At 63.7% G+C, this 23,919-nt stretch carries 24 protein-coding genes and 1 pseudogene; 8 read left to right on the top strand and 17 right to left on the bottom strand.

The window, feature by feature from the left end:
- Positions 1-62: 62 nt before the first annotated feature.
- The 4 genes from PVZ78_RS02240 to PVZ78_RS02225 all read right to left on the bottom strand — a co-directional run bounded on the left by PVZ78_RS02240 (position 63) and on the right by PVZ78_RS02225 (position 5,570).
- Positions 63-1,961 carry an FTR1 family protein gene (locus tag PVZ78_RS02240; protein ID WP_041985053.1) on the bottom strand — a complete coding sequence of 633 codons (1,899 nt, stop codon included), beginning with the start codon at positions 1,959-1,961 and terminating at the stop codon, positions 63-65.
- Between the two features lie 261 nt (positions 1,962-2,222).
- On the bottom strand, positions 2,223-2,855 hold the full coding sequence (locus tag PVZ78_RS02235; RefSeq protein WP_124314480.1) for a LysE family transporter: 633 nt from the start codon (positions 2,853-2,855) through the stop codon (positions 2,223-2,225).
- Between the two features lie 223 nt (positions 2,856-3,078).
- On the bottom strand, positions 3,079-3,660 hold the full coding sequence (locus PVZ78_RS02230; RefSeq protein ID WP_009046137.1) for a mechanosensitive ion channel family protein: 582 nt from the start codon (positions 3,658-3,660) through the stop codon (positions 3,079-3,081).
- Positions 3,660-5,570: an ATP-binding cassette domain-containing protein gene (locus tag PVZ78_RS02225; protein ID WP_273828171.1), complete on the bottom strand. Its 1,911-nt coding sequence runs from the start codon at positions 5,568-5,570 to the stop codon at positions 3,660-3,662. Before PVZ78_RS02225 ends, PVZ78_RS02230 begins: the two co-directional genes overlap by 1 nt.
- 50 nt (positions 5,571-5,620) lie before the next feature.
- Here PVZ78_RS02225 and PVZ78_RS02220 point away from each other — a divergent pair, with 50 nt between their 5' ends.
- A complete protein-coding gene (locus PVZ78_RS02220; protein ID WP_053270167.1) occupies positions 5,621-6,085 on the top strand; it encodes a TIGR02444 family protein in 465 nt (154 codons plus the stop codon).
- Here the strand turns inward: PVZ78_RS02220 and PVZ78_RS02215 are convergent.
- Positions 6,082-7,269, bottom strand: coding sequence for an AlgP family protein (locus PVZ78_RS02215; RefSeq protein WP_273828170.1), 1,188 nt, complete (start codon positions 7,267-7,269; stop codon positions 6,082-6,084). The two genes, PVZ78_RS02220 and PVZ78_RS02215, sit on opposite strands and share 4 nt — an antisense overlap.
- Before the next feature lie 193 nt (positions 7,270-7,462).
- On the opposite strand from PVZ78_RS02215, the gene PVZ78_RS02210 reads away from it, so the two are divergent.
- The gene (locus PVZ78_RS02210) at positions 7,463-8,128 is read left to right on the top strand and encodes an FKBP-type peptidyl-prolyl cis-trans isomerase (protein WP_009051432.1); all 666 of its coding nucleotides are present in this window, start codon (positions 7,463-7,465) and stop codon (positions 8,126-8,128) included.
- Between the two features lie 62 nt (positions 8,129-8,190).
- On the opposite strand, the gene PVZ78_RS02205 is transcribed toward PVZ78_RS02210, so the two are convergent.
- The 8 genes and pseudogenes from PVZ78_RS02205 to PVZ78_RS31705 form a co-directional block, all read right to left on the bottom strand.
- Positions 8,191-8,649 (bottom strand): Rsd/AlgQ family anti-sigma factor, encoded by a 459-nt coding sequence (locus PVZ78_RS02205; protein WP_009051433.1) that lies wholly within the window; start codon positions 8,647-8,649, stop codon positions 8,191-8,193.
- Between the two features lie 208 nt (positions 8,650-8,857).
- The gene (locus PVZ78_RS02200; RefSeq protein WP_038574812.1) at positions 8,858-9,379 is read right to left on the bottom strand and encodes a disulfide bond formation protein B; all 522 of its coding nucleotides are present in this window, start codon (positions 9,377-9,379) and stop codon (positions 8,858-8,860) included.
- A 164-nt stretch (positions 9,380-9,543) separates the two neighbouring features.
- Complete coding sequence (locus PVZ78_RS02195; protein WP_016703193.1) at positions 9,544-10,782, bottom strand: heme biosynthesis protein HemY; 1,239 nt, start codon at positions 10,780-10,782, stop codon at positions 9,544-9,546.
- Entirely contained in the window at positions 10,779-11,918 is a 1,140-nt protein-coding gene (locus PVZ78_RS02190; protein WP_038635953.1) for a uroporphyrinogen-III C-methyltransferase, read from the bottom strand. Before PVZ78_RS02190 ends, PVZ78_RS02195 begins: the two co-directional genes overlap by 4 nt.
- Positions 11,919-11,935: 17 nt before the next feature.
- Positions 11,936-12,703 carry a uroporphyrinogen-III synthase gene (locus PVZ78_RS02185; RefSeq protein ID WP_053270169.1) on the bottom strand — a complete coding sequence of 256 codons (768 nt, stop codon included), beginning with the start codon at positions 12,701-12,703 and terminating at the stop codon, positions 11,936-11,938.
- On the bottom strand, positions 12,700-13,641 hold the full coding sequence (gene hemC / locus PVZ78_RS02180; protein ID WP_053270170.1) for a hydroxymethylbilane synthase: 942 nt from the start codon (positions 13,639-13,641) through the stop codon (positions 12,700-12,702). Before hemC ends, PVZ78_RS02185 begins: the two co-directional genes overlap by 4 nt.
- 141 nt (positions 13,642-13,782) lie before the next feature.
- Positions 13,783-14,529, bottom strand: coding sequence for a LytR/AlgR family response regulator transcription factor (locus PVZ78_RS02175; protein ID WP_016703190.1), 747 nt, complete (start codon positions 14,527-14,529; stop codon positions 13,783-13,785).
- Positions 14,526-14,678 (bottom strand): annotated as a pseudogene (locus PVZ78_RS31705) (sensor histidine kinase); the annotation flags it as partial. The pseudogene PVZ78_RS31705 and the gene PVZ78_RS02175, both read right to left, overlap by 4 nt.
- 443 nt (positions 14,679-15,121) lie before the next feature.
- Here PVZ78_RS31705 and argH point away from each other — a divergent pair.
- The gene (gene argH, locus PVZ78_RS02170; protein WP_009051440.1) at positions 15,122-16,516 is read left to right on the top strand and encodes an argininosuccinate lyase; all 1,395 of its coding nucleotides are present in this window, start codon (positions 15,122-15,124) and stop codon (positions 16,514-16,516) included.
- A 69-nt stretch (positions 16,517-16,585) separates the two neighbouring features.
- Here argH and PVZ78_RS02165 read toward each other — a convergent pair whose 3' ends face one another.
- On the bottom strand, positions 16,586-17,242 hold the full coding sequence (locus tag PVZ78_RS02165; protein WP_016703189.1) for a glutathione S-transferase family protein: 657 nt from the start codon (positions 17,240-17,242) through the stop codon (positions 16,586-16,588).
- 124 nt (positions 17,243-17,366) lie between these two features.
- Between PVZ78_RS02165 and PVZ78_RS02160 the strand changes: the two genes are divergently transcribed.
- The 3 genes from PVZ78_RS02160 (at position 17,367) to PVZ78_RS02150 (ending at position 21,119) form a co-directional block, all read left to right on the top strand.
- Positions 17,367-17,663, top strand: coding sequence for a hypothetical protein (locus PVZ78_RS02160; RefSeq protein WP_016703188.1), 297 nt, complete (start codon positions 17,367-17,369; stop codon positions 17,661-17,663).
- A gap of 186 nt (positions 17,664-17,849) precedes the next feature.
- On the top strand, positions 17,850-18,095 hold the full coding sequence (locus PVZ78_RS02155; RefSeq protein ID WP_007926676.1) for a TIGR02647 family protein: 246 nt from the start codon (positions 17,850-17,852) through the stop codon (positions 18,093-18,095).
- Positions 18,096-18,269: 174 nt separating this feature from the next.
- The gene (locus tag PVZ78_RS02150) at positions 18,270-21,119 is read left to right on the top strand and encodes a class I adenylate cyclase (protein ID WP_273828169.1); all 2,850 of its coding nucleotides are present in this window, start codon (positions 18,270-18,272) and stop codon (positions 21,117-21,119) included.
- Positions 21,120-21,137: 18 nt separating this feature from the next.
- Here PVZ78_RS02150 and rnk read toward each other — a convergent pair whose 3' ends face one another.
- The 3 genes from rnk to cyaY form a co-directional block, all read right to left on the bottom strand.
- A complete protein-coding gene (gene rnk / locus PVZ78_RS02145; protein ID WP_007926672.1) occupies positions 21,138-21,551 on the bottom strand; it encodes a nucleoside diphosphate kinase regulator in 414 nt (137 codons plus the stop codon).
- A gap of 147 nt (positions 21,552-21,698) precedes the next feature.
- Positions 21,699-21,932, bottom strand: a complete 234-nt coding sequence (locus PVZ78_RS02140) for a DUF1289 domain-containing protein (RefSeq protein ID WP_028683671.1) — start codon at positions 21,930-21,932, stop codon at positions 21,699-21,701.
- Between the two features lie 4 nt (positions 21,933-21,936).
- Positions 21,937-22,269, bottom strand: a complete 333-nt coding sequence (gene cyaY / locus PVZ78_RS02135) for an iron donor protein CyaY (protein WP_007926670.1) — start codon at positions 22,267-22,269, stop codon at positions 21,937-21,939.
- A 239-nt stretch (positions 22,270-22,508) separates the two neighbouring features.
- Between cyaY and lptM the strand changes: the two genes are divergently transcribed.
- Positions 22,509-22,661 (top strand): LPS translocon maturation chaperone LptM, encoded by a 153-nt coding sequence (lptM, locus tag PVZ78_RS02130; RefSeq protein ID WP_007926668.1) that lies wholly within the window; start codon positions 22,509-22,511, stop codon positions 22,659-22,661.
- A gap of 9 nt (positions 22,662-22,670) precedes the next feature.
- Positions 22,671-23,918, top strand: a complete 1,248-nt coding sequence (lysA, locus tag PVZ78_RS02125; protein ID WP_009051446.1) for a diaminopimelate decarboxylase — start codon at positions 22,671-22,673, stop codon at positions 23,916-23,918.
- Position 23,919 lies beyond the last annotated feature (1 nt).

Here is a 23,919-nt window from a genome sequence, read left to right as displayed (position 1 = left end):
CTACAGATCTCGATGAACTGTGGGCGCGCGGCTTGCCCGCGATAATGAGCGAAACGGATGCCTCAGGAAACCTGGGGCCGCCGTTTCTCGGCAATGCGGCTGCGACTGTAGAGCACAATGATCGCCACGATCGCCACCGCCTGTGCCGTCAGCGAGTAGGCATCGGCGTGAATGCCCAGCCAGTCGAAGTCGAAGAACGCCACCGGCCGCGTACCGAAGACTCCGGCCTCCTGCAGCGCCTTGACGCCATGCCCGGCAAACACCACCGACAAGGCGCACAGCAATGCCGCGTTGATGCCGAAGAACAGGGCCAGCGGCAGCTTGGCCGAACCGCGCAGGATCACCCAGGCCAGGCCGAACAGCAGCACCAGCGCCGTGGCGCCGCCGGCCAGCACCGCGTTGTGGCCCGCCGGGCCGGCCTGCAGCCACAGGGTTTCGTAGAACAGGATCACTTCGAACAGCTCGCGATAGACCGAGAAGAACGCCAGCACCGCAAAGCCGAACCGGCCTCCACCGCCCACCAGGCTGCTCTTGATGTAGTCCTGCCAGGCCGCCGCGTGCCGACGGTCGTGCATCCACACGCCGAGCCACAGCACCATGACACTGGCGAACAAGGCCGTGGCGCCTTCCAGCAACTCGCGCTGGGAGCCGCTGACGTCGATCACATAGGCCGCCAGCGCCCAGGTTGCCAGGCCGGCCAGCAAGGCCAGGGCCCAGCCGACGTTGACGCTGCGCACCGCCGATTGCTGGCCGGTATTGCGCAGGAAGGCCAGGATCGCCGCCAGCACCAGGATCGCTTCCAGGCCCTCGCGCAACAGGATCAGCAGGCCGGAAATGTAGCTCAGCGACCAGCTCAGGCCGTCGCTGCCCAGCAGGCCCGCCGACTCTGTCAGCTTGGCCTTGGCGGCAGCCAGACGCTGCTCGGCCTGCTCTGCCGGCAAGCCGTCCTGCAGCGCCTGACGATAGGCCATCAGGGCTTTCTCGGTGTCCTTGCGCACGTTGGCGTCGACGTTGTCGAGGGAGCTTTCCACCAGCTCGAAGCCTTCCAGGTACGCCGCCACCGACAGGTCGTAGGCCTGTTCGCGGTCACCGGCGCGGTAGGCGGCCAGGCTCTTGTCCAGGGTCGAGGCGGTGTAGTCGAGCAGTTGCGCCGGGCCGCGCTTGACCTGTGGTGGCTGGGCGCGCTGGGCACGGAAGGTGGCCGCGGCCTGCGGGCCTTCGGCGGCCTCTACTTCGCTTGGGGTCTGGCGGGCCAGGTCGGCGAGGTTGTAGCTCTTGTCGCCCTTCGCCGCGGCCGGGTCGGCGGTGAAGCCGGCGATATAGGTCGCCAGGTCCCAGCGCTGGCGGTCGTCCAGCTGATCGGCGAACGACGGCATGTCGGTGCCTTCGACGCCCAGGCCGAGGGTGTTGTAGATCGCGTAGAGGCTCAGGTGATCCGTGCGCGCCGCATCCCGCAGGTTGGCCGGTGGCGGCGTCAGGCCGACCCCGGCCGGGCCGTCGCCGGCACCGGTGTCACCGTGACACACCGAGCAGTGCTGGGCATACAAAGGCGCGCCACGGCTCGGGTCCGGAGTGATGATCGGGGCCTGGCTGACCTCATAGGCCACCGCCAGCCTGGCACCCAACTGCCGCGCCTGGCGGGCGACGAGGGCACCGTCCGCCTTGGCCTTGACCGCCTCGTTCAGGCTGGCGATGCCCTGCTCCAGCTCGGCCTTCTCCGGCTTGGCCGGCAAATCGGCGACCAGCCCCTGCAACACGCCGAGAAACTCGACCTGCTCACGGTACTCGGAGTCATCAATGACCTTGCCCGCCTCTACCGTCGGTGGGTAGTCCGCACCAATGTAGTCGAGCAGGTGCAGCGCCTTGGGCGCGCCTTCTACGGTGTCCGCCAGCAGGTTGGCGCTGCACAGGGCCAATAGCGGCAGCACGAGCCACGCCAGGAAACGGGAGGGGGCAGTCATGAACGAATCTCAAATGGAAATACGAAGTAACACATTGTTCACTTCCAATGAGTTTCACTCAAGCGTTGTCACGCGCGACACCCAGACGCAGTCGCGCCTGATGCCTGGCCAAAGCCTTGAATCACCTGGGGTCCGGGGTTTCCTGAACAAAGATGAAATAAATCCGGACATCACCGGGACCGGTTCATGCTCCCGGATCCCCCGGGGACACAGCCATAAAAAAGGCGCCCTCGATAGGCGCCTTTTTGTAGGGCGAGTCTCTTAGACCGGCGCTTTGCGAATGGTCGCCAGCAAGCCGGCGGCGCCGAGGAACAGACCGGCGAAGGTGCGGTTCATCCGGCGTTGCTGGGTCGGCGTGCGCAGCATGCGCAGGACCTTGGAAGCCAGGCCGGTGTAGCCGGCCATGACGATCAGGTCGACGGCGATCATGGTCGCGCCGAGGATCAGGTACTGCTTCACCAGCGGCGCGTGGGGATCGATGAACTGCGGCAGGACCGCCAGCATGAACACCAGCGCCTTGGGGTTGCTGATGTTGACCAGGAACCCGCGGAACACCAGGGCCAGGGGTTTGCCGATCGGCCGGATCGCGGCGTCGTCGCTCAGGTCGCTGGGCAGCGCGCGCCACTGTTTGACCGCGAGGTAGACCAGGTAAGCCACGCCGAACCATTTGATCGCGTAGAAGGCGGTCGAGGATGCCGCGAGAATCGCCCCCACGCCGGCGGCGACAATCGCAATCTGCATGGCCAGGCCCAGTTGCAGGCCCAGGGCGTTCCAGTAACCGCGCCAGAAACCGTATTGCAGACCGCAGGACATCGACGCAATCGCGCCGGCCCCCGGGGAAAGGCTGATCACCCAGCAGGCGGCAAAAAACGCCAGCCATGTCTCAAGAACCATCGCACACCTCGGCTCGAATTCGTCGTAGACGCCTAAGCTAATGCGCTGGCGGGCGGATGACCATAGATTTTTGTCGGACAGATACCCCTGACCGACTGTAGCCGCTGCCGAAGGCTGCGCTAAGGTCCGCAGGACCTTCCTGCGATCTCAAGAGCGCGTCTGCTTCGCAGCCGATCGCAGCCTCGCGATGCTCGGCAGCGGCTACAGAGACGGTACAGGGGGACTATTTCTCGCCGGAGCCTATCGACAGCGCATCGCTGCCACGCCAGCGGCGCACCGAACGCTGGAAGAACAGGCTGTTGGGCACTTGCACCATGACGCCGCCGGTGCCGGCTTCCTCGGCCTCGATCAGCGAGGTGTACAGCAGGTTGATTGCCACCACCCGGCCCTTGATGCCCGGCTTGTCGAGGGTGTCCACCAGCTCGACCACATCGCCGATGCGGAACGGGCCCACGGTAAAGATCAGGATGGCGCACAGCAGGTTGGACAGCACGCTCCACATGGCGAAGAAGGCCACCGCCGCCACCGCGACAAAACCGGACAGGGCAGTCCAGAGCACCGTCGCCGACACCCCGAGCCGCTCCAGCACGAAGATCAGCGCACTGCCCATGATCAGCCAGCGCAAGCCACCGCGCAGCGGCATCAGCAGCTGCGGCGGGAACGGATAACGTTCACCCAGGCGGGTCAGGCAGCGCGCGACAAAACGCTGGGTGATGTAGCCAGCCAGCAGGATCAGCAGGATTTGCACGGTGACCCACAGCGGCTCGACCCACGTGATCGGCACAGGCAGTTTGAACGCTTCCATCAGGACAAGGCTTCCAGTTCCGCCTGCATGCTTTCCAGCAGTTCCAGGGCTTCCATCCAGGCCTCTTCCAGTTCGCCTTCGCGCACCTTCAGCTTGGCCTGCTCGGCCAGCAGATCACGCAACTCGTCCTTGCGACCCGCTTCGTAGACACCACTGTCGCCAAGGCTGGCTTCTATTTTCGCCAGCCGCTCGTGGACCTTGCCCAGCTCGGTTTCCAGCTTGTCGGCTTCGCGCTTGTGCGGGGCCAGCTGCTGGCGCAGGGCCGCGGCTGCCTGGCGCTGGGCCTTCTTGTCGGTCTTGTCCGGGTTGACCGTGGTCGTGCTGGCCGGCGCGTTGCGCTGGCGGTAGTCCACCAGCCAGCGTGCGTAGTCGTCCAGGTCGCCGTCGAACTCCTCGACCTTGCCGTCGGCCACCAGGAAGAAGTTGTCGGTGGTGCTTTTCAGCAGGTGACGGTCGTGGGAGACCACCAGTACCGCTCCGCTGAACTCTTGCAGGGCCATGGTCAGGGCCAGGCGCATCTCCAGGTCCAGGTGGTTGGTCGGTTCGTCGAGCAGCAGCAGGTTAGGGCGGTCCCAGGCGATCAGGGCCAGGGCCAGGCGCGCCTTTTCGCCACCGGAGAAGTTCAGCACCGGCTCGTCGATACGCGCGCCGCGGAAGTCGAAGCCGCCGAGGAAATCGCGCAGGGTCTGCTCGCGCTCGGTCGGCGCCAGGCGCTGCAAATGCAGCAACGGGCTGGCCTTGGCGTCGAGCGAGTCCAGCTGGTGCTGGGCGAAGTAGCCGACCACGGTATTCTCGCCACGGGTCAGGCGGCCGCCCAGCGGCGACAGCTCGCCGGAGAGGTTCTTGATCAGGGTCGACTTGCCGGCGCCGTTGGGGCCGAGCAGACCGATGCGCGCACCCGGGGTCAGTTGCAGCTTGACCTTCTCCAGCACGGTCTTCTCGCCGTAACCCAGGCGGGCATCGGACAGATCGAGCAGCGGGCTGGAGATCTTTTCCGATTCGCGGAAAACGAAGTCGAACGGCGAGTCGACGTGGGCGGCGGACAGCTCTTCCATCCGCTCCAGGGCCTTGATCCGGCTCTGGGCCTGGCGGGCCTTGGTGGCCTGGGCCTTGAAGCGCGCAATGTACTTTTCCATGTGCGCGCGTTGCGCCTGCTGCTTCTCGTAGGCTTGCTGCTGTTGCGCCAGGCGTTCGGCACGGGCCCGCTCGAAGGCGCTGTAGCCACCGCGATAGAGGGTGATCTTGCGCTGATCGACGTGAGCCACATGGTCGACCACGGCATCGAGGAAATCGCGGTCGTGGGAAATCAGCAACAAGGTGCCGGGGTAGCCCTTGAGCCAGTCCTCCAGCCAGAGGATCGCATCGAGGTCCAGGTGGTTGGTCGGTTCGTCGAGCAGCAGCAGGTCCGACGGACACATCAGCGCCTGCGCCAGGTTCAGGCGCATCCGCCAGCCACCGGAGAAGTCGCCGACCTGACGGTCCATCTGCTCGTTGCTGAAGCCCAGGCCGGCCAGCAACTTGCGCGCCCGGGCGTCGGCGGTATAACCGTCGGCGCTGTCCAGCTCGGCATGCAGGCGTGCCAGGGCCGCACCGTCATGGGCCGCTTCGGCGGCGGCCAGCTCACGCTGCACCTGACGCAGGCGCAGGTCGCCATCGAGCACGTAGTCGACCGCCAGCCGCTCGAGGGTGTCGACCTCCTGGCGCATATGGGCGATGCGCCAGTCGGCGGGCAGGAAGCAGTCGCCCGAATCCGGGTGCAACTCGCCACGCAGCAAGGCGAACAGGCTGGATTTGCCGGCGCCGTTGGCACCGATCAGGCCGGCTTTCTGGCCGGCGTGCAGGGTCAGCTCGGCGTCTTCTAGCAGACGTTGCGGACCACGCTGTAAAGTCAGGTTCTGAAGTCGAATCATAATGGCGGCGGAGTCTACCAGCTTCGTTCGCAACTGGCGCGAGTAGCAATATGTCCTCTGACCTGTGGAGCTTCACCCTCAAGACCTACGCCCGCCCAGGCGTCGAAGAAGCCTGCCTGGACCTCCAGGCGGCCGGGGCCAATGTCTGTCTTTTACTCTGCGCAGCCTGGCTCGGCGCGCGTGGGGTGACCTGCACTGCACAGCGCCTGCAACAGCTGCGGAGCCTGGGCCAGCCTTGGCACGACGAAGTCGTCAGGCCGCTGCGCCAGCTGCGCACGCAATGGCGCCCGGCCGCGAGCGCGGATCCGGAACTGGCGGTCTTGCGCGAACAGGTCAAGGCATTGGAACTGGAGGCCGAGCGGCAACTGCTGCTGCGCCTGGAAGCGCTGGCGGGGGGATGGTCGGAGGGTGAAGCGCAGGATCTGACGAACTGGCTGGAAGGACTGGCGGCCGAAGCCGCCAACCTCAACCGCGACGCGCTGCAGGCGCTGCGCGTCGCGGTGACCGGCGCTTAGGAAGCGCTGGTTGGCGTGGTGCTGGCAGGCGCGGCAGTCGGAGCCGAAACTGGCGCAGCAGCCGCCGCTGGAGCGGGCGAAGATACCGGTGCCGCCGGCTTGGCAGCCGGGGTTGCCGGGGTGGCTGGCCTGGCGGCCGCTGGAGCGGTGGCCGGTTTGGCTGCGGCAGGTTTGGCGGCGACAGGCTTCTTCGCGGCTGGTTTTGCAGCCGGCTTGGCAGCGGGTTTTACTGCGGGTTTTGCCGCAGGCTTGGCGGCTGGTTTTGCTGCAGAGGGTTTAGCCGCTGCTGGCTTGGCGGCAGTGGAAGCCGCCGGCTTGGCTGCTGCAGGTTTGGCTGCGGGCTTGGCGGCGGGTTTCGCTGCCGCCTTCACCGGAGCTTTTGCCGCAGCCGGTTTGGCGGCCGGCTTCGCAGCAGTTTTTGCCGCCACCGGTTTAGCCGCTGGCTTGGCAGCTGCAGGCTTGGCCGCTGCGGTTTTAGCCGCGGGCTTGGCGGCGGGTTTTGCTGCTGGCTTGGCAGCGGGTTTCGCTGCAGCCGGTTTGGCAGCCGCTGTTTTCGCAGCAGGTTTGGCGGCAGCTTTCGCAGGGGCTTTTGCAGCAGCCGGTTTAGCCGCTGGCTTGGCAGCTGCAGGTTTGGCAGCGGCGGTTTTCGCCACTGGCTTGGCAGCAGGTTTGGCGGCCGGTTTGCTGGCAGCTTTTACCGGTGCTTTAGCAGCAGCTTTGGCAGGGGCTTTTGCCGCTGGCTTGGCTGCGGCTTTCTGTGCTGGAGCGGCTGCCGGTTTGGCGGAGCGAGTGCTCAGCACCTTGGCTGCGGCTTCTTTCACACGACCGACGCCCTGGGCCAGTTTCAGGCTTTCCTGAGCGTCGCGCTTGAGTTGCAGAATGTAGGCGCGGGTTTCGGATTGACGTGCCTTGAGTGCATCGAGCAGGTCTTCAAGTTCTTTCACTGCGTCCTTGGCTTTGGCTTGTGCCTTGGCCTTGCCGGCCGCCGCGGCGTCCTGCAATTTGGTGCGCGATTTGTGCAGTTTTTCCTGTGCCTTACCGCGTTGCTTTTCCAGTTTGGCGAGCAGTTTTTCAGCATCAGCCAAGGCTTGAGAACAAGCGTTTTCCAAGTGTTCGAGCAGGCTGCCCGAAAGCTGTTGGAGCAAATGCAACGGAGTACTTACAGGCTTCTTATTGGCCGACATGGTTTACCTCCTGGCTGACGTGAGTTGCGGCTCATACTAGACCTCTGCTGCTACCGCCGCTAGGGCATGTTGACAGTATCGAATGCCATGCGTTGCAGAGGATCGAAAATGTTCTTCGCGCACAAGAAAGTTACTCACCAGCCGCCACACCCACGCTGGCATAATCCACCTCGTCTCAGGCCGGAGAGCGCCCATGTCGCGTTACCTTTTTTTATCCTTGTGTGTGTTGTTGCCACTGGCTCAGGCCGCCGAAGATTCGCAGAAAAACGATGCTCACGATCTCGCCTACAGCCTGGGTGCCAGCCTCGGCGAACGCCTGCGCCAGGAGGTGCCGGACCTGCAGATCCCGGCATTGCTGGAGGGCTTGAAACAGGCCTACCAAGGCAAGCCTCTGGCACTCAAGGACGAGCGCATCGAACAGATCCTCGCCCAGCATGAGGCACAGGTCAGCGAGCAAGCGGGCAAGCCGCGAATCGAAGTGGCGCTGGAAAACGAACAACGTTTTCTCTCGGCCGAAAAAGCCAAGCCGGGCGTACGCGAACTGGAAAACGGCATCCTGCTGACCGAGTTGGCACCCGGCAGTGGAGCACGGCCGGGTGCCAATGGTTCGGTACAGGTTCGCTACATCGGACGCCTGCCTGACGGCACGGTGTTCGATCAGAATCAGCAGCCGCAGTGGTTTCGCCTGGACAGTGTGATTGCCGGATGGCGCAGTGCCTTGCAGCAGATGCCGACGGGGGCGAAGTGGCGCCTGGTGATTCCTTCGGCCCAGGCTTACGGCGCCGACGGCGCAGGCGACCTGATCGCGCCTTACACACCCCTGGTGTTTGAAATCGAGCTGTTGGGGGCTAGCGGCTAAGGGGCGCAGAAACGAAAAACGGTGCGCAATGCGCACCGTTTCGGTAAAGCTTTCGCTGCAAGTCAGGCCTGAACGGCGGCCTCTTCCTTGTGAGCGTTGTGCAGCACTTCGATCAGGCAATCTTCCAGCTCGAAGCGCTCATGCAGCAGACCACCCAGCTCCTTGAACTTCTCCGCCACGCATTTTCCTTCGTCGCACAAATCGTTGAACGCCAACAGCTTTTCAGTGATGACATCGATCCGAGGATAAATGGTTTCGGCCAGTTCGAGCCCGCGCTTGTCGTTGAAGGCCTTGGCCTCGCCGGTCAGCTGCTCGTAGATTTCAAAGTGGCCGGCGGAGACGTAGTCCACCAGAATTGCGCAGAACTCCTGCAGCGGCTGTCGGTTTTCAGCCAGCGTCTCAGGCTCCGCGCCGAGAGCATCATAGGCCCGAACCAGTTCGTGACGCTCCTGCAACCAGCGATCGATCAGCAGATGCACTCCACCCCAGCGTTCCTGAGCATTCTGACAACTTTCGAGCATGGCGATCTCTCTTCCCTTATGGGTCATGCCGCTCTGAATCCGTCACTGGACTGAACATCAGCATCCGGCCAGGCAGAACAGCATCGAGCAACGTAATTGCGGTGACACGTGCGGGCCAGATTATGCCCGCTCGACAGCCGCTTCAAGGTACGCAGGAGATAAAGTTCATACAAGTGTTTAATCTTTAGCCCCGTCGCAAAACGACGATTCAGGTCGCAGCCGCCCTGCGCCGGCCCCGTGGTAGAAGCCGCACCAGGCGATAGGCACTCAAAATCATCACAGCGATGAAAAACAGCAGGCTCCACTCCGCGGCGCTCATGTCCAGCAGCGTCCAGGTGACCTCCGCGCACTGCGCAGTCCCGGTGAAAACCAACTGCAAGGCACGCCCCCAGGACAGATTGCCCAGCATGAACGGCATGTCCGGCAAGCACGCCAGCAACTGATCCGAAGGAATGTTCTGCAACAGCACATGGCGCCCTGCCGTGACCACACCCGCCAGGCTGCAGAGCAGTTCCAGCAGCCAATACAGGGCACTCGCCGGGTATTGTGGCCCCTGCACGACCGCGACCAGGCTGATCGAGGTCAACAGCAGCGCGAAGAACCGTTGCACCACCCACAGCAGGCAAGGCTCGAGCCCAATCCCGTACTCCAGGTGAAACGAAGCCCACAGGGCCAAGGCACCGGTAAAAAACACAAGGGAGAACAGCAAGCGTGAGCCGGCCAGCGACATGGTGTATCCACAACGGAAGAAACAGGCTGCCACGGTAGAGAAAGCGCTCGGCCCTTTCAAGGCGCGCCATGACAAGATCGAGCGCGGCAAACGGGCACAGAGGCCAGATCGGGGGGGAATTGCGGAACGGGCCGCCCCCTCAGGGACGGCCCAGCCCTGCGGGTTTATACCCTGGCGGGCACCGGCAACGGCGATGCCAGGAGGCGCTCGTCCAACAGCCCCAGGCCTTCCTGGAACAGCTGGTTGCTGCGCTCGGTATCGCCCAGCTGCGCCAGCAACCGGGCCAGCTCGGCGCAAGCCTCAGGGTTGCGCTGCAGGCGCAGGCTGCTTTCCAGATAGTCCCGCGCCTTGCCCCAGAGGCTGGTTTGCAGGCACAGGCGACCCAGGGTCAGCAGCAGGCTCGGATCGTTCGGATGATCCTTGAGCCACTGCTCAGCGAACTGCAGCTGCCGCGCCGGATCACTGCCGCGCAGCAAGCCGTAAAGCCGCGCCAGATGGCTGTCGTATTTGCGCTTGAGAGCGACGCGCAGCACTTCTTCGGCCTCGGCCTCGGCGCCCAATTGGCGCAGCTGTTCGGCATAGGCCAGCACCAGTTGCGGCTCCTGGCGTTGAGCCGCGGTCAGTTGCTGCCAGGCGCGATTGAGCGATTGCAGGCCAACCGCACCGTCTTCTTCGCGATGCGCCGCAAGGGTCAGGTTCTCGCCCCAGGCCCGACGTTCCAGTTCGGCCAGTTCGTTGGCGGGCAGGACTTTGTCCTTGCGCAGTTCGGGCAGCAGGCGAATCACCGCCGACCAGTCGCCCCGCTGTTGGTGCAGACGCTGCAACTGCCGCAGTACCTGGACACTGTGCGGGTGACGCTCGTGCATGGCTTGCAGGGTGCTCAGGGCGCCTTCGGTATCACCGCGATCGGTCTGCAGTTGGGCATGACTCAAGGCCACCGCCAGCTCGGCCTGGGGCTGCCGTTCGAGGGCACGCTCCAGCAGGCTGTCGCACTGCTCGTAGTTTCCCTGCTCGTTCGCCGCCCGCGCCGCGCCGAGGTAGTACAGAAGAGGCTGGCGCTCGGCTTCCGCGGCACGATGCAAATGCTTCTGGGCGCTGGCCCAGCGGCCTTCGGCAAGATCCATCTGGCCTTGCTCGATGGCGATCTGCACGCGACGGCTGCGGTTGCGCCGTGACCAGGGATTGACCACGCCGCTGGAGGCCATCACCAGTTCGATCAGCGCCTTGATCCCCCAGATCACCAGCCAGATCACCGCGATCAGTGCCAGGGTCGCCCACAGGCTCGACTCATAACGGAAGCTGTCGTAGGCAATCAGGATGTACCCGGAATGCTCGGCGATCGCCAATCCCAGCAATCCCGAGGCGGCGATTACCAGGAACAGAATCACATACAGGCGCTTCATGGGCTGGTCTCCTGCGGGGTATTCGCAGCAGGCTTGGCCAGTGGTTTCACCGACTCTTCAGCGCTCAGGTTGCGCCGCTCCAGGTAGGCCTGAACGGCGCTCAGGGTCTTGGTCAGGTCCGGCGTCTGCACGGTGACCGGCTGTTTGCTCAGTTCGGACACGCGCTCCAGCATGAGCTTGCTTTGCGGGTTGTCCTGATTGAAGTTGCCCTTCAACACATCGCGGGCCTCCGCCAGCGCCTGGGTGTACACCGGCGCCTGGCCGTTCAGCGCCGCCCACTGGGCCTGTTCCAGGGCCAGGCTCAAGGCCAGGCGCACCTGCGTCAGGCTTTGCCCGGCGAGCAGCGGCCGCACGTTCTTGTCCGCATTGAAGTCGATACGAATGTAGCGCGAGATCTGGTCCCACCATTGCGCCCAGCGGCTGGCGCCATCGCCGTCGGCGGTCAGGCCCAGCAGCGAATCGCCACGGTCGCGGTACTCGGGGGCCAGCTCGGTGAGCTCGACCACCTGATCGCGCAGTGCGCCCAGTTGCAGGAACAGTCCGGTGCGATCCGGCTGTTCGGTGCTGCGCAGGGCCGCGAGGCTCTTGGCCAACTGCTCGCGCGCGGCGAAAGAACCGGGATCGTTCTGCTCGCGCAGGATCTCGTCGGCGCCCTGCACCAGAGCCTGGGCACTGCTGATGTCCTGCAAGGCCGAAAGGCGCAGGCTGGCCAGACGCAACAGATGTTCCGCCTCGGCCAGACGCCAGTCCTTGCGGCTGGCACCCAGCACGCTCTCCAGCTTCTGATTGAGTCGCTGCTGGTCGCCCTGCAACTGCGCGACCAGACGGCGGCGTTCTTCCAGTTCATCGGCCGCCGGCAATTGCTCCAAGCGTGCCGTCAGGCGCTGCTCGTTGAGCTTCAGGCTCTGCGCCTCATCACCCAGGGCCTGCAACTGCCCCAACTGCTGCTGATTGTTGGCCTGCAGGTTGCGCACCTGCCAGACACCCCAGCCGCCGGCAGCGACACCGGCCGCCCCCAGCAGCAGGGCGAGGATCGCCAACCCGTTGCCGCGACGCTGCACAGCTGGGGTTGCAGATTCAGCCGGTGCATCGATTACCGGCTGGACATCATCTTTAGGCAAGGCTGTTTCGCTCACGTATCCATCCTTTGCGTTTAGAGAACGGGCACGGGTTGCTCCCGTAACGCCGTTAGCAAGGCCGCGGCGCTGGCGCCACGGCAATCCACAACTTTCTCGGCCCCGGCGGCACGCGCCATTTCGGCGACCCGGGGGCTCGGTACAAACAACGGCAGCCGCGCCACCTGTGGCCAGGCCTCGCCGGCCAACTGCTGCAAGTGTTCGAAACCCTGCCCACTGCTGACCACCAGCCCATTCAAGCGTTCCGCCTGGATGCGTTGCATCAGGACCCCGTTGGCATAGCGCGGCAGGTCGCGGCGGTACAGCTCCAGATAATCGACACTAGCACCTTGGCCGCGCAAACGCTCAGCCAGCAGCTCGCGGCCACCCTCCCCGCGCACGATCAGCACCCGTGGAGTAGGCCGTGCAATAGCCTCGCGCAACTGGGGAAGTTCAAGCAAGGCTTCGCTGTCATCGCCTTGCTCGGGGAAAAAGACATCCAGGCCGTGATCGGCCAGAATCTGCGCCGTGGCGGCGCCCACACTGAACCAGCGCTGGCTCGGCGGCTGCGGCCAGAACTGCTCGAGCAGTTGCACGGCCATTCGCGCGGCCGGCTTGCTGACCGCGATCACCGCGCAGTAGCGGTGCAGCTCAAGCACTCTGGAGCGCAGGGTATCGTCAAAAGGCAGGGCCTGGATTTCCAGCAACGGCAGGCTGCTGCTGAACACTCCCGCGTCGCCCAGAACCTCAGCCAGCAGCGCCGACTCGTCCGTGGGCCGGGTCAGCAGCACACGCCAGTCGCTCACTCTTCGCCAGCCTCGCCATAGACCGCGCGCAGGATATCGTCGGCGCCCTGGGCCAGCAGAGCCTCCGCGACCTGCACGCCAAGCTCCGTTGCAGCACTGCGCGGGGCCCGCGCCTCGGCGCTGAGCAACACGCCGCCGCTCGGTTCGCCGACCAGGCCGCGCAGCCACAGCTGATCGCCTTCGAGCACCGCATAGCAGGCGATCGGTACCTGGCAGCCGCCATTCAGATGCTTGTTGAGGGCGCGCTCGGCGGTGACCCGATCCGCCGTATCGGCGTGATGCAGGGGCGCCAGCAGCTTATGGATCTCACTGTCGGCCGTGCGGCATTCGATGCCCACCGCACCCTGGCCTCCCGCCGGAAGGCTGTCGTCGACACTGATCGAAGAGCTGATGCGATCTTCGAAGCCAAGACGGATCAAGCCGGCAGCAGCCAAGATAATGGCGTCGTACTCACCGGCGTCGAGCTTGGCCAGGCGGGTGTTGACGTTGCCGCGCAGGAAACGGATCTGCAGGTCCGGACGACGAGCCAGCAGCTGCGCCTGGCGACGCAGGCTGGAGGTCCCCACGACGCTGCCCGCGGGCAGTTCGTCGAGACTGGAGTAGGTATTGGAGACAAAGGCATCGCGCGGGTCTTCACGCTCGCAGATGCAGAACAGGCCCAGGCCTTCGGGGAAATCCATGGGCACGTCTTTCATCGAATGCACGGCGATATCCGCTTCGTTTTCCAGCAGCGCGGTTTCCAACTCCTTGACGAACAGCCCCTTGCCGCCGATTTTCGACAACGGCGAGTCGAGCAGCTTGTCGCCGCGACTGACCATGGGCACCAGCGTCACGATCAACCCCGGGTGAGCGGCTTCCAGACGAGCTTTGACGTGTTCGGCTTGCCACAAGGCCAAGGCACTTTTGCGGGTAGCGATGCGGATTTCGCGAGAGGACATGGATCAATCCGTACTGATAGAAAATACGGCAGATGATAACAGCTCAGCCAAATCAGCTTTGACTTGTATCAGGAACCGCAGCCCCTCCCTGGCTGCAGGAACGTTGCGGGCGGGGTGCATGACCCGCCCGACTGTCCGGATCTAGAGCTGCTGCATCATCTTGCGCACGCCGGCCACATGCCGTCGGCTGACGATCAGCGCATCACCATTGAGCCCCTTGAGGAACAGCTGGAAATGCCCCAGCGGCGTACGCTGCAGGCGTTCGATGCGTTCGCGGGCCACCAGGGCGTTGCGATGGATGCGAACGAAACGCTCGCCAAACTCGTCCTCAAGCGCCTTCAGGGGTTCGTCCAGCAGGACTTCGCCGCTTTCATGGCGCAAGGTCACGTATTTGTGGTCGGCAATGAAATAGACGACCTGATCCAGCGGGATCAGCTCGATACCTTTGCGGGTCCGTGCACTGATATGGCTACGGGGGCCGCTGCCGCTTTCGGCGGCGGGCCGGGTCAGGGCCGCCAGCTGGACCCTGTTGGGGCGGTCGGCCTTTTTCAGTGCCTCGAGCAGATGCTCGGAACGCACCGGTTTGAGCAGGTGACCGACCTCGCTGACATCAAAAGCCTCGAGGGCGAATTCATCAGGGGCGGCACAAAACACCACGGCTGGCGGCGCTTCGCGTTCGCACAGGCGGGCGGCAACCTGCAGGCCATCGAGACCCGGCATGCGGATGTCGAGAAGCACGATATCCGGTTTCAGGCTGTCGATCAGGGCCAATGCCTCTTCGCCATTGGTGGCGCTGGGCTCCAGGACACTGTATCCCTCAAGCTCACTGACCATACGGCTCAGTCGCTCGCGGGCTAGGGGTTCGTCATCAACGATCAGGACATTCATATTGCGCTGGATTCCTGCGTGAGTCTCGCACAAGGATAGCGTAGACAGGTGAAGTGACGTCCGTCACGGCGATCCACGCTAAGACTAGTGCGAGGGCCAAAAAGTGCCCCACGACGGGCACCATTATTTACCCGGGCCTGCTCGACACCGCTCAAGGCCCGCCACTGCACGACATGGTCATGGGGACTGCTGATACAGGACACAAACACCCCCTCTTTTATAGTCGGCTTCCACCCAGGCCGCCTCCCTCGTGAATCGCGAGGCGGTGCCGGGACCGGAGCGCATGCGACAACGGTTGCGTGATCAGCGACCAGGCTCGATGAAACATCCGAGATTGCGCTGTTCCTTCAGTCCAACTGTAGACGGTTGCCAAGACGATATTGCTCAAACGATAAATATCGTTACATCACCCCTCGAACCCCGCCTTCGCTCGCCTAGTCTCTGCGCGCCCGAGATCGGCGACAAGCGCCCGCGGCCCCCATGGCTGAAATAAAAACCTGCCGACCGGTGCCAGCTACAGGATTGGCAACCCTGTTATTATCCGCGGCAACTTTTCACCTCATTTCCCTTCCAGCCGATCACGAGCGAATTCATGAGCACTGACAAGACCAATCAGTCCTGGGGCGGCCGCTTCAGTGAGCCCGTCGACGCCTTCGTCGCCCGCTTCACCGCCTCCGTCACTTTCGACCAGCGCCTCTATCGTCACGACATCATGGGCTCGATCGCCCACGCCACCATGCTGGCCAAGGTCGGCGTACTGACCGATGCCGAACGCGACAGCATCATCGACGGCCTGAAAACCATCCAGGGCGAAATCGAGGCGGGCACCTTCGACTGGCGCGTCGATCTGGAAGACGTGCACATGAACATCGAAGCACGCCTGACCGACCGCATCGGCGTCACCGGCAAGAAGCTGCACACCGGCCGCAGCCGCAACGACCAGGTGGCCACCGATATCCGTCTGTGGCTGCGCGACGAAATCGATCTGATCCTGGCGGAAATCACCCGCCTGCAAAAAGGCCTGCTGGAACAAGCCGAGCGCGAAGCCGACACCATCATGCCGGGCTTCACCCACCTGCAGACCGCGCAGCCTGTGACCTTCGGTCATCACATGCTGGCCTGGTTCGAGATGCTCAGCCGCGACTACGAGCGCCTGGTCGATTGCCGCAAGCGCACCAACCGCATGCCTCTGGGCAGCGCCGCGCTGGCCGGCACCACCTACCCGATCGACCGCGAGCTGACTTGCCAGCTGCTGGGCTTCGACGCCGTCGGTGGCAACTCGTTGGACAATGTGTCTGATCGCGATTTCGCCATTGAGTTCTGCGCCGCCGCCAGCGTGGCCATGATGCACCTGTCGCGTTTCTCCGAAGAGCTGGTGCTGTGGACCAGCGCGCAGTTCCAGTTCATCGATCTGCCTGACCGCTTCTGCACCGGCAGCTCGATCATGCCGCAAAAGAAAAACCCGGACGTTCCGGAGCTGGTTCGTGGCAAGAGCGGCCGCGTGTTCGGCGCCCTGATGGGTCTGCTGACACTGATGAAGGGCCAGCCCCTGGCCTACAACAAGGACAACCAGGAAGACAAGGAACCGCTGTTCGACGCCGCCGACACCCTGCGCGACTCGCTGCGCGCCTTCGCCGACATGATCCCGGCGATCAAGCCCAAGCACGCGATGATGCGCGAAGCGGCGCTGCGCGGTTTCTCCACCGCCACCGACCTGGCGGACTACCTGGTACGCCGTGGCCTGCCATTCCGCGATTGCCACGAAATCGTTGGCCACGCCGTGAAGTACGGCGTGGAAACCGGCAAGGACCTGGCGGAAATGAGCCTGGAAGAACTGCGCAAGTTCAGCGACCAGATCGACCAGGACGTGTTTGCCGTGCTGACCCTGGAAGGCTCGGTCAACGCCCGTGACCACATCGGCGGCACCGCGCCAGCTCAAGTCAAGGCAGCGGTGGTTCGCGGCCAGGCGTTGTTGAGCAGCCGCTAAAAGCCAGCGCGGGCAAGCCACGCTCCCACAAGAGTGTGGCTTGCCCGCGATCAGCGACCTGAAGCCTTTCTACTTCTTGCTGGCGATCATCGCCAGGAACTGCGGCATTGCCACGTCCTTGTCCGCCGCGACCCGCTGCACGTTGGGCATCTGTTCCAGGCGCGCCATCAAGGCTTTGGCTGCCGGCATCTCGGCCAGAAGATCCATACCGAACAGCTTCTGCCCTACCGCGCAGGCCAGGCTCACGCTGTACAGGAAATACAGGTCCGCCACGCTCAGGCTGCTGCCCGCCACATAAGGGGCGAACTTGCCGTGCCTGGCCAGCGAGGCGAATCCCAGCACCAGCTCATTGCGGGACTTCTCCTTGATGGCCTCGGGAACCGCCGTGCCAAAAAACGCCTCGCCGTAACAGGCCCGCGCCGGCAACTCGATGTAAAGCTCGATCTCCTTGGCCAGCGCCAGCACCTGGGCACGCTCGAACGGATCGCTTGGCAGCAGCGCCGGGCCCGGCTGGGTTTCGAGGTATTCGAGGATCACGCTGGTTTCGTTGATAACGCCCCGCTCCACCCCCAGTACCGGCACCTTGCCGCGCGGGCTGATGGCTAATGCTTCAGGGCTTTGCCCGGCGTAGAACGGCACTTCCTCGAAAGGCAGGCCTTTTTCCAGCAATGCCAGTTTCACCATGTTGTAGTAGTTGCTGACGGCGAATCCATAAAGCTTGAGCATGCGTAGCCTCCAGGCCGGGTACGGGGTTGGCAGCCACTCTTATAGATCCTCGACAGCCGACTGGCCAGCAGCATCAGGCTCCTGAATACGAGTAAACTGGCGACCTTTCCTTGAGGAGCCTGCCATGAGCGAGCCAACCCCCGACACCCACGAAGACGACAACGACGAAGAAGCGTTCACCGAAAACACCCTGATCGAAGCGATCGAAAACCAGATCGAAAGCGACAACCCGCCAGCGGCCAAAGCCACCTTCAACAAGCTGACCCTGGTCGGCTATGAACGTGACGAAATCCTCAACCTCATGGCCCATGTCCTGGCGGTGGAAATCGACGCGATCCTCGAAGAAGACCGCGCGTTCGATACCCAATGGTACGAAGCCGCGCTGCGTGCCCTGCCCGAGCTGCCGCCCGAGAAGAAGTAAGCCCGCCACGCCCCGCGCCCGCGCCTGGCCGGCGCGATTGCGGGCCTTGACTACACTGGTACGCGCCCTGCGGCCAAATACCGCCGCCCAGGGGCGTAAAAGTCCGCAGCGGACACTGGACAGGCTGCACAACTGCGGTCACCTTAAGGACGCTGTCGTCTAATTCCTAGAAAGTCTGGAGTCCTTATGTCGTATACCCCTGAGTTGGTTGCCGAACTGGAAATCCTTGCACTCTTCAACCTGGACAGTTCCCAGGAAGGCCTGAAAATCCATCAGACCGCTGCCCCCCAAGCTATCGCCGCCGCACGACGCCTGTTTGAAAAAGAGCTCATTACCCAGCCCGATGGTGGTTACCTGACCAGCCTGGGCCGCGATGCCGCCGAGCATGCCCAAGGCCTGCTGACCATTCTGACGGTCAAAGAAGCCGCCTGAACGCTCTCCCCTACGGCCCTCGGAATCCCCGCCTGTCGGATTCCGCGGGCAAGCTCCAGCGGCATGTTGGAAATCTGACGTCAAAAATAAAATTCAGCTTAAAGCTCGCCCTCGACTGGCTGTAAACTCCTGCGCACAAGACCTCCCACGTTCAAGCTTCGCGAGCCTGTTTGAATGACCCGCACCCATGAAATCCGCCCAGATCTGGACGAGGGAATCGATCGCAAGGTTCTCAGCCAGTTGCGCGCGCGCTTTCTGAAGCTCAACGAGGGGCGCCTGGGCCGGGCCATGGAAGGGTTGTCGCCACGCCAGCAACTGGTGCTCAACCTGTTGCCGCTGTTCTTTCACGTCAACCACCCGCTATTACCGGGCTATGTGTCGGGTGGCACACCGGCCGGGTTGTCGAACTACGAGCCCGACACACCGACGCTCAACGAAGCCCAGCGCCTGACTCGTTCGTTTTCCTACAAGGCCCGCCCCGGCAATGCGCCGCGGCCTATCCACGGTCTGTTCCTGATGGGCAGCCTGGGCACCCTGGCCCAGGCCGACCAGAGCGATATGGACGTGTGGGTCTGCCATGCGCCCGACCTCGGCGAGAACGAACTGGCCGAACTGCGCAAGAAATGCCTGCTGCTGGAAGCCTGGGCCGCCAGCCAGGGCGCCGAGGCGCACTTCTTCCTGATCGACCCCAGCCGCTTTGTCCGTGGCGATCGCGACACCCAGCTGAGCTCCGACGATTGCGGCACCACCCAGCACTACCTGCTGCTGGACGAGTTCTACCGCACCGCCATCTGGCTGGCCGGACGCACGCCGCTGTGGTGGCTGGTGCCGGTGTACGAAGAAGCCCGCTACCACGAATACACCCATACGCTGCTGTCCAAGCGTTTCATCCCCGCCGACGAAAACCTCGACCTTGGCCATCTGGCCCATATTCCGCCGGGCGAATTCATCGGTGCCGGGCTCTGGCAACTGTTCAAGGGCATCGAGTCGCCGTACAAGTCCGTGCTCAAGTTGCTGCTGACCGAGGTCTACGCCAGCGAACACCCGCGGGTGGAATGCCTGAGCCTGCGCTTCAAGCAGGCGGTGTTCGCCAACCGCCTGGACCTCGACGAGCTGGACCCGTACATCGTGGTCTACCGGCGCATCGAGGAATACCTCAAGGCCCGCGGCGAGCCGGAGCGCCTGGAGCTGGTGCGTCGTAGCCTGTACCTGAAGGTCAACCGCAAGCTCACCGGCAACAACGGTGCACGCAACCCGAGCTGGCAGCGCACGCTGCTCGAACGGCTGGCCCACGAATGGGGTTGGGATCAGCGCCAGCTGGCGATGCTCGACAGCCGCAGCCAGTGGAAAGTCCGCCAGGTCAGCGCCGAGCGCCGGGCCCTGGTCAATGAGCTGAATTACAGCTACCGCTTCCTGACCCAGTTCGCCCGTACCGAGCAGACCCTCGGCCTGATCAACAAGCGCGACCTGAATATCCTTGGCCGCCGCCTGTACGCGGCCTTTGAACGCAAGGCCGGCAAGATCGAGTTCATCAACCCCGGTATTGCCCCGGACCTGGCCGAAGACACCCTGACCCTGGTGCAGTCGCCCAACAAGAAAGAGCCGGGACAAACCCACTGGGGGCTGTACAACGGCAGCCTGAATGCCCTGGAGTGGGAACATTTCGCGCCGATCAAGCGCAGCCGCGAACTGCTGGAGCTGTTGACCTGGTGCCATCGCAACGGGGTGATCGACAGCAGCACGCGCCTGGCGCTGCACCCGGGCAGCAGCGACTTGAGCGAGTTCGAGCTGTTCAATCTGCTGGGCAGCCTGCAACAGACCATCGCCCTGCCCCTGGGCACCGTCAGCGAAGAACACCTGCTGCACAGCAGCGTGCCCAGCGAAGTGCTGATCCTGGTGAACGTCGGCCACGACCCGCTCAAGCACCACCGCGACCTGAACATCCTGATGACCACCGAGCGCACCGACTCTTTGAGCTACGCCGGGGTGCGGGAAAACCTGGTGCTGACCCTCGACCAGGTGACGCTCAACAGCTGGAACGAGGTCTTGGTCGGTCGTTACGACGGCGCCCATGCCCTGCTCGACTGCCTGCGCGACTACCTCAACAACCTGCCGCGCGGCCCCGAGCAGCCGAAGCTGCGAGTGCGCTGCTTCTGCCACAACCGCGCGCAGTTCATCGCCCAACGGGTCGAAGAGCTGTTCGACACGGCGCAGAACCTGTTGCTCAGCCAGCTCAATCACCGCTACCTGATCCAGGTGCAGCAGCATTACCACGTGCTGGAACTGGTGTCGGGCCAGGTCAATCATGTGGCGCTGGCGAGCCTGCCGGCGCTGATCGACTACCTGGGCGAAGAGCAGTCGAGCTACAGCCCGCTGCACCTGGACCCGATGGCCCTGGAAGAACACGACCTGGCGCTGATCCTGCCGATGGGCCAGCCTGATTGCATCCAGGTGTTCTACCGCGTCGTCGAGGCCCAGGCCGAGCTGTACGTGCTGGATGAATTCGATGCGCTCTGGCAGCAACGCCTGCCCTACCACGACGAACAGAGCCTGCTGGTGCCCCTGCAACGCTTCCTGCAGTCGATCCTCTATCGGCGCGACGCCCAGCTGCCGATGGAGGCTTCGCAGCCCCTCGTGCCGCTGGACATTTTGTATTACCAGATATTGCCTTCAGGCAGCACAAGGGCCCGCCGAATCGAGCCACGCCCAGCGCCGCAGACGCCAGCGAACAAAGCCTTTTATGACGTGCAGGGCATCATCGGCAAAGCCGCACCGGGGCAGGTGCAGGTCACCCTGTATTGCAATCAACGGGAGTTTTCCGAGCTGGAGCATGGCGACCAGTTGTTCGCCGCGGTCGCCCAGGAGATTGTCGGCCAGCGCCGCGAAGCCGAACGCTATCGCTGCTACATCACCGACCTGGACCTGTCCGGCCTGCTCGGTGACCACCACGGCTCAAGCAATCTTTACCTGCGCTACAAGGCCGACCTGGAGCGCGCCTTGAACGACGCACTCGAGCAGGTCTAGCCGCTCAGAGGCGCCTAATCAGAGGTGAAAATCGCCAGCCGCTTCGGGCTGGTATTCCACTTCAAGCAGGGTCAGCTTCAGGGTCTTGCCGCCCGGTGCTGGCCAGTCGATGTACTGCCCGACCTGCAAGCCGAGCAAGGCGCTGCCCACCGGCGCCAGGATAGAGATCCGGCCTTCGTCGGCGTTGGCGTCCTGTGGATACACCAAAGTCAGGTGATAGTCCTTGCCGCTGCCCTCTTCGCGGCAATGCACGCGCGAGTTCATGGTCACGACACCGGGCGGGACTTCATCGTGGCCCACCAGGGTTTCGGCGCGATCCAGCTCGGTCTGCAACGCAATGACGCCAGGCAGCGTGTCGTCCAGGCTGTCGATCAGGCGCTCCAGACGCTGCACGTCGAGGCGGGTGAGAATGATGGAAGGTGCGGTGCTCATGATCCAGGCAGACTCCTTTTTTCGGCACAAAAAAGCAAAACCCCGTCTAGATAAGACGGGGTTTTCACCGGCCTCGATGTGGCGAGGCGTAACCGGACACTACCACAGCAGCACAAATAAACAAGCTACCGGATTTAGGGGCCCGGGCTAGCCGGCGCTCGGCGCCGCCGCCCGCTTGCGCTCCAGCGCCTGGCGACAGATGACGCGCCGACGCTCATCGTCCGCCGAGCGCCATTCGCGAATGTCTTCGACATGCCGGAAACAGCCCTTGCAGACTTTTTCCTCGTCCAGCCGGCACAGGCTGATACAGGGCGAGGCCACGGCCGGGCTGACATTGCTGTACAGCGGCTTGGGCGGGCGCACCGGGGCGGTTGGCGTCACGGTCTCAGAGCCCTTCGAACTCGAGCTTGATGTCGGCCTGCTCGAGGACGATGCGCTCGAGCATTTCGCCCAGCTGCTCTTCGCTCTTGTCGCACATCCAGCGCTCGCTTTCTTCGTCGTAGTCGAAGTGGAAGCCACCGGAGCGCGCGGCCAGCCACAGCTGACGCAGCGGTTCCTGGCGGCTGAAGATCACCTGGCTACCGTTTTCGAACTTGACGGTGAGCACACCGGCGGAGCTCTCCAGATCGATATCCAGGTCACTCTCCTCGAAAATGTCCTCCAGCGTCTGCTGGGTGGCATCGACCAGGTCGTGGAAACGGGCTTCAGTCAAACTCATTGCGGGAACCTCGAAAAGTGTCTACTCACGCTCAAGCGCCGCAAGATACGGGCGCATCCGGGCGAATGCAAAGGATACCGATCAAGGGCGCGGACAGCAGAGAAAATATCCCCGCAACCGCCGCGCCCACCCCCTGCGCCCGGGGCAAAGGCCCGCCGGACGGGTGTTCCAGCGCATAGGCAAGCCGTCGGGTGGTCGGTATACTCGGGCGCAATTAACGCATTCTCAAGGATTTCGCCATGAAGCGCCTGATCTCTTCCCTTGCTGCGCTCGTCGCGGTTGCCTGCCTTGTCACTGCCTGCGGTCAAAAAGGCCCGCTGTATCTTCCCGATGACAGCAAATCCCCCGAAGACCAGGGTCACTCGCAGTCGCACAAGCACGACACCAACTAAGGGAACCCCATGGACGCTTTTAACTACCGCGACGGGCAGCTGTTCGCGGAAGGTGTAGCGTTGTCCGCCATTGCCGAACGCTTTGGCACGCCGACCTACGTCTATTCCCGAGCGCATATCGAAGCGCAGTACCACGCGTACGCCGATGCCCTCGCCGGCATGCCGCACCTGGTCTGCTTCGCGGTAAAGGCCAACTCCAACCTGGGTGTACTGAATGTCCTGGCGCGTCTGGGCGCCGGTTTCGACATCGTCTCCCGCGGCGAGCTGGAACGCGTCCTGGCAGCTGGCGGCGCGGCCGACAAGATCGTCTTCTCCGGTGTCGGCAAGACCCGTGACGACATGCGTCGCGCCCTGGAAGTCGGTGTGCACTGCTTCAACGTCGAGTCCAGCGACGAGCTGGAGCGCCTGCAACAGGTCGCCGCCGAACTCAATGTTCGCGCGCCGGTCTCGCTGCGGGTCAACCCGGATGTCGACGCGGGCACCCACCCGTACATTTCCACCGGCTTGAAGGAAAACAAGTTCGGTATCGCCATCGCCGATGCCGAAGACGTGTACATCCGCGCGGCCCAGTTGCCGAACCTGGAAGTGGTCGGCGTCGACTGCCATATCGGCTCGCAACTGACCACCCTGGCCCCCTTCATCGATGCCCTCGACCGTCTGCTGGACCTGGTCGACCGCCTGGGCGAATGCGGCATCTACCTGCGCCACATCGACCTCGGTGGTGGCCTGGGCGTGCGTTATCGCGATGAAGAGCCGCCGCTGGCCGCCGACTACGTCAAGGCCGTGCGCGAACGCCTCGACGGCCGCGACCTGGAACTGGTCTTCGAACCCGGCCGCTTCATCGTCGCCAACGCCGGGGTACTGCTGACCCGGGTCGAGTACCTCAAGCACACCGAACACAAGGACTTCGCCATCGTCGACGCGGCAATGAACGACCTGATCCGCCCGGCCCTGTACCAGGCCTGGATGGACGTCAGCGCCGTGCGCCCGCGCAATGGCCAGGCACGTACCTACGACATCGTCGGCCCGATCTGCGAAACCGGCGACTTCCTGGCCAAGGAACGTCAGCTGGCCCTGGAAGAAGGCGACCTGCTTGCCGTGCATTCGGCCGGTGCCTACGGTTTCGTCATGAGCTCCAACTACAACACCCGCGGTCGCGCTGCTGAAGTGCTGGTCGATGGTGAACAGGCTGTTGAAGTGCGTCGCCGCGAGACGGTAGCCGAGTTGTTTGCTGGCGAAAGCCTGCTGCCGGAGTAGA

Origin of the sequence: Pseudomonas sp. SBT1-2, assembly GCF_028640875.1 — a bacterium.
In the GTDB taxonomy this organism is placed as follows: Bacteria; Pseudomonadota; Gammaproteobacteria; order Pseudomonadales; family Pseudomonadaceae; genus Aquipseudomonas; species Aquipseudomonas chlororaphis_I.
This window is presented reverse-complemented; position numbering and strand designations above follow the sequence as displayed.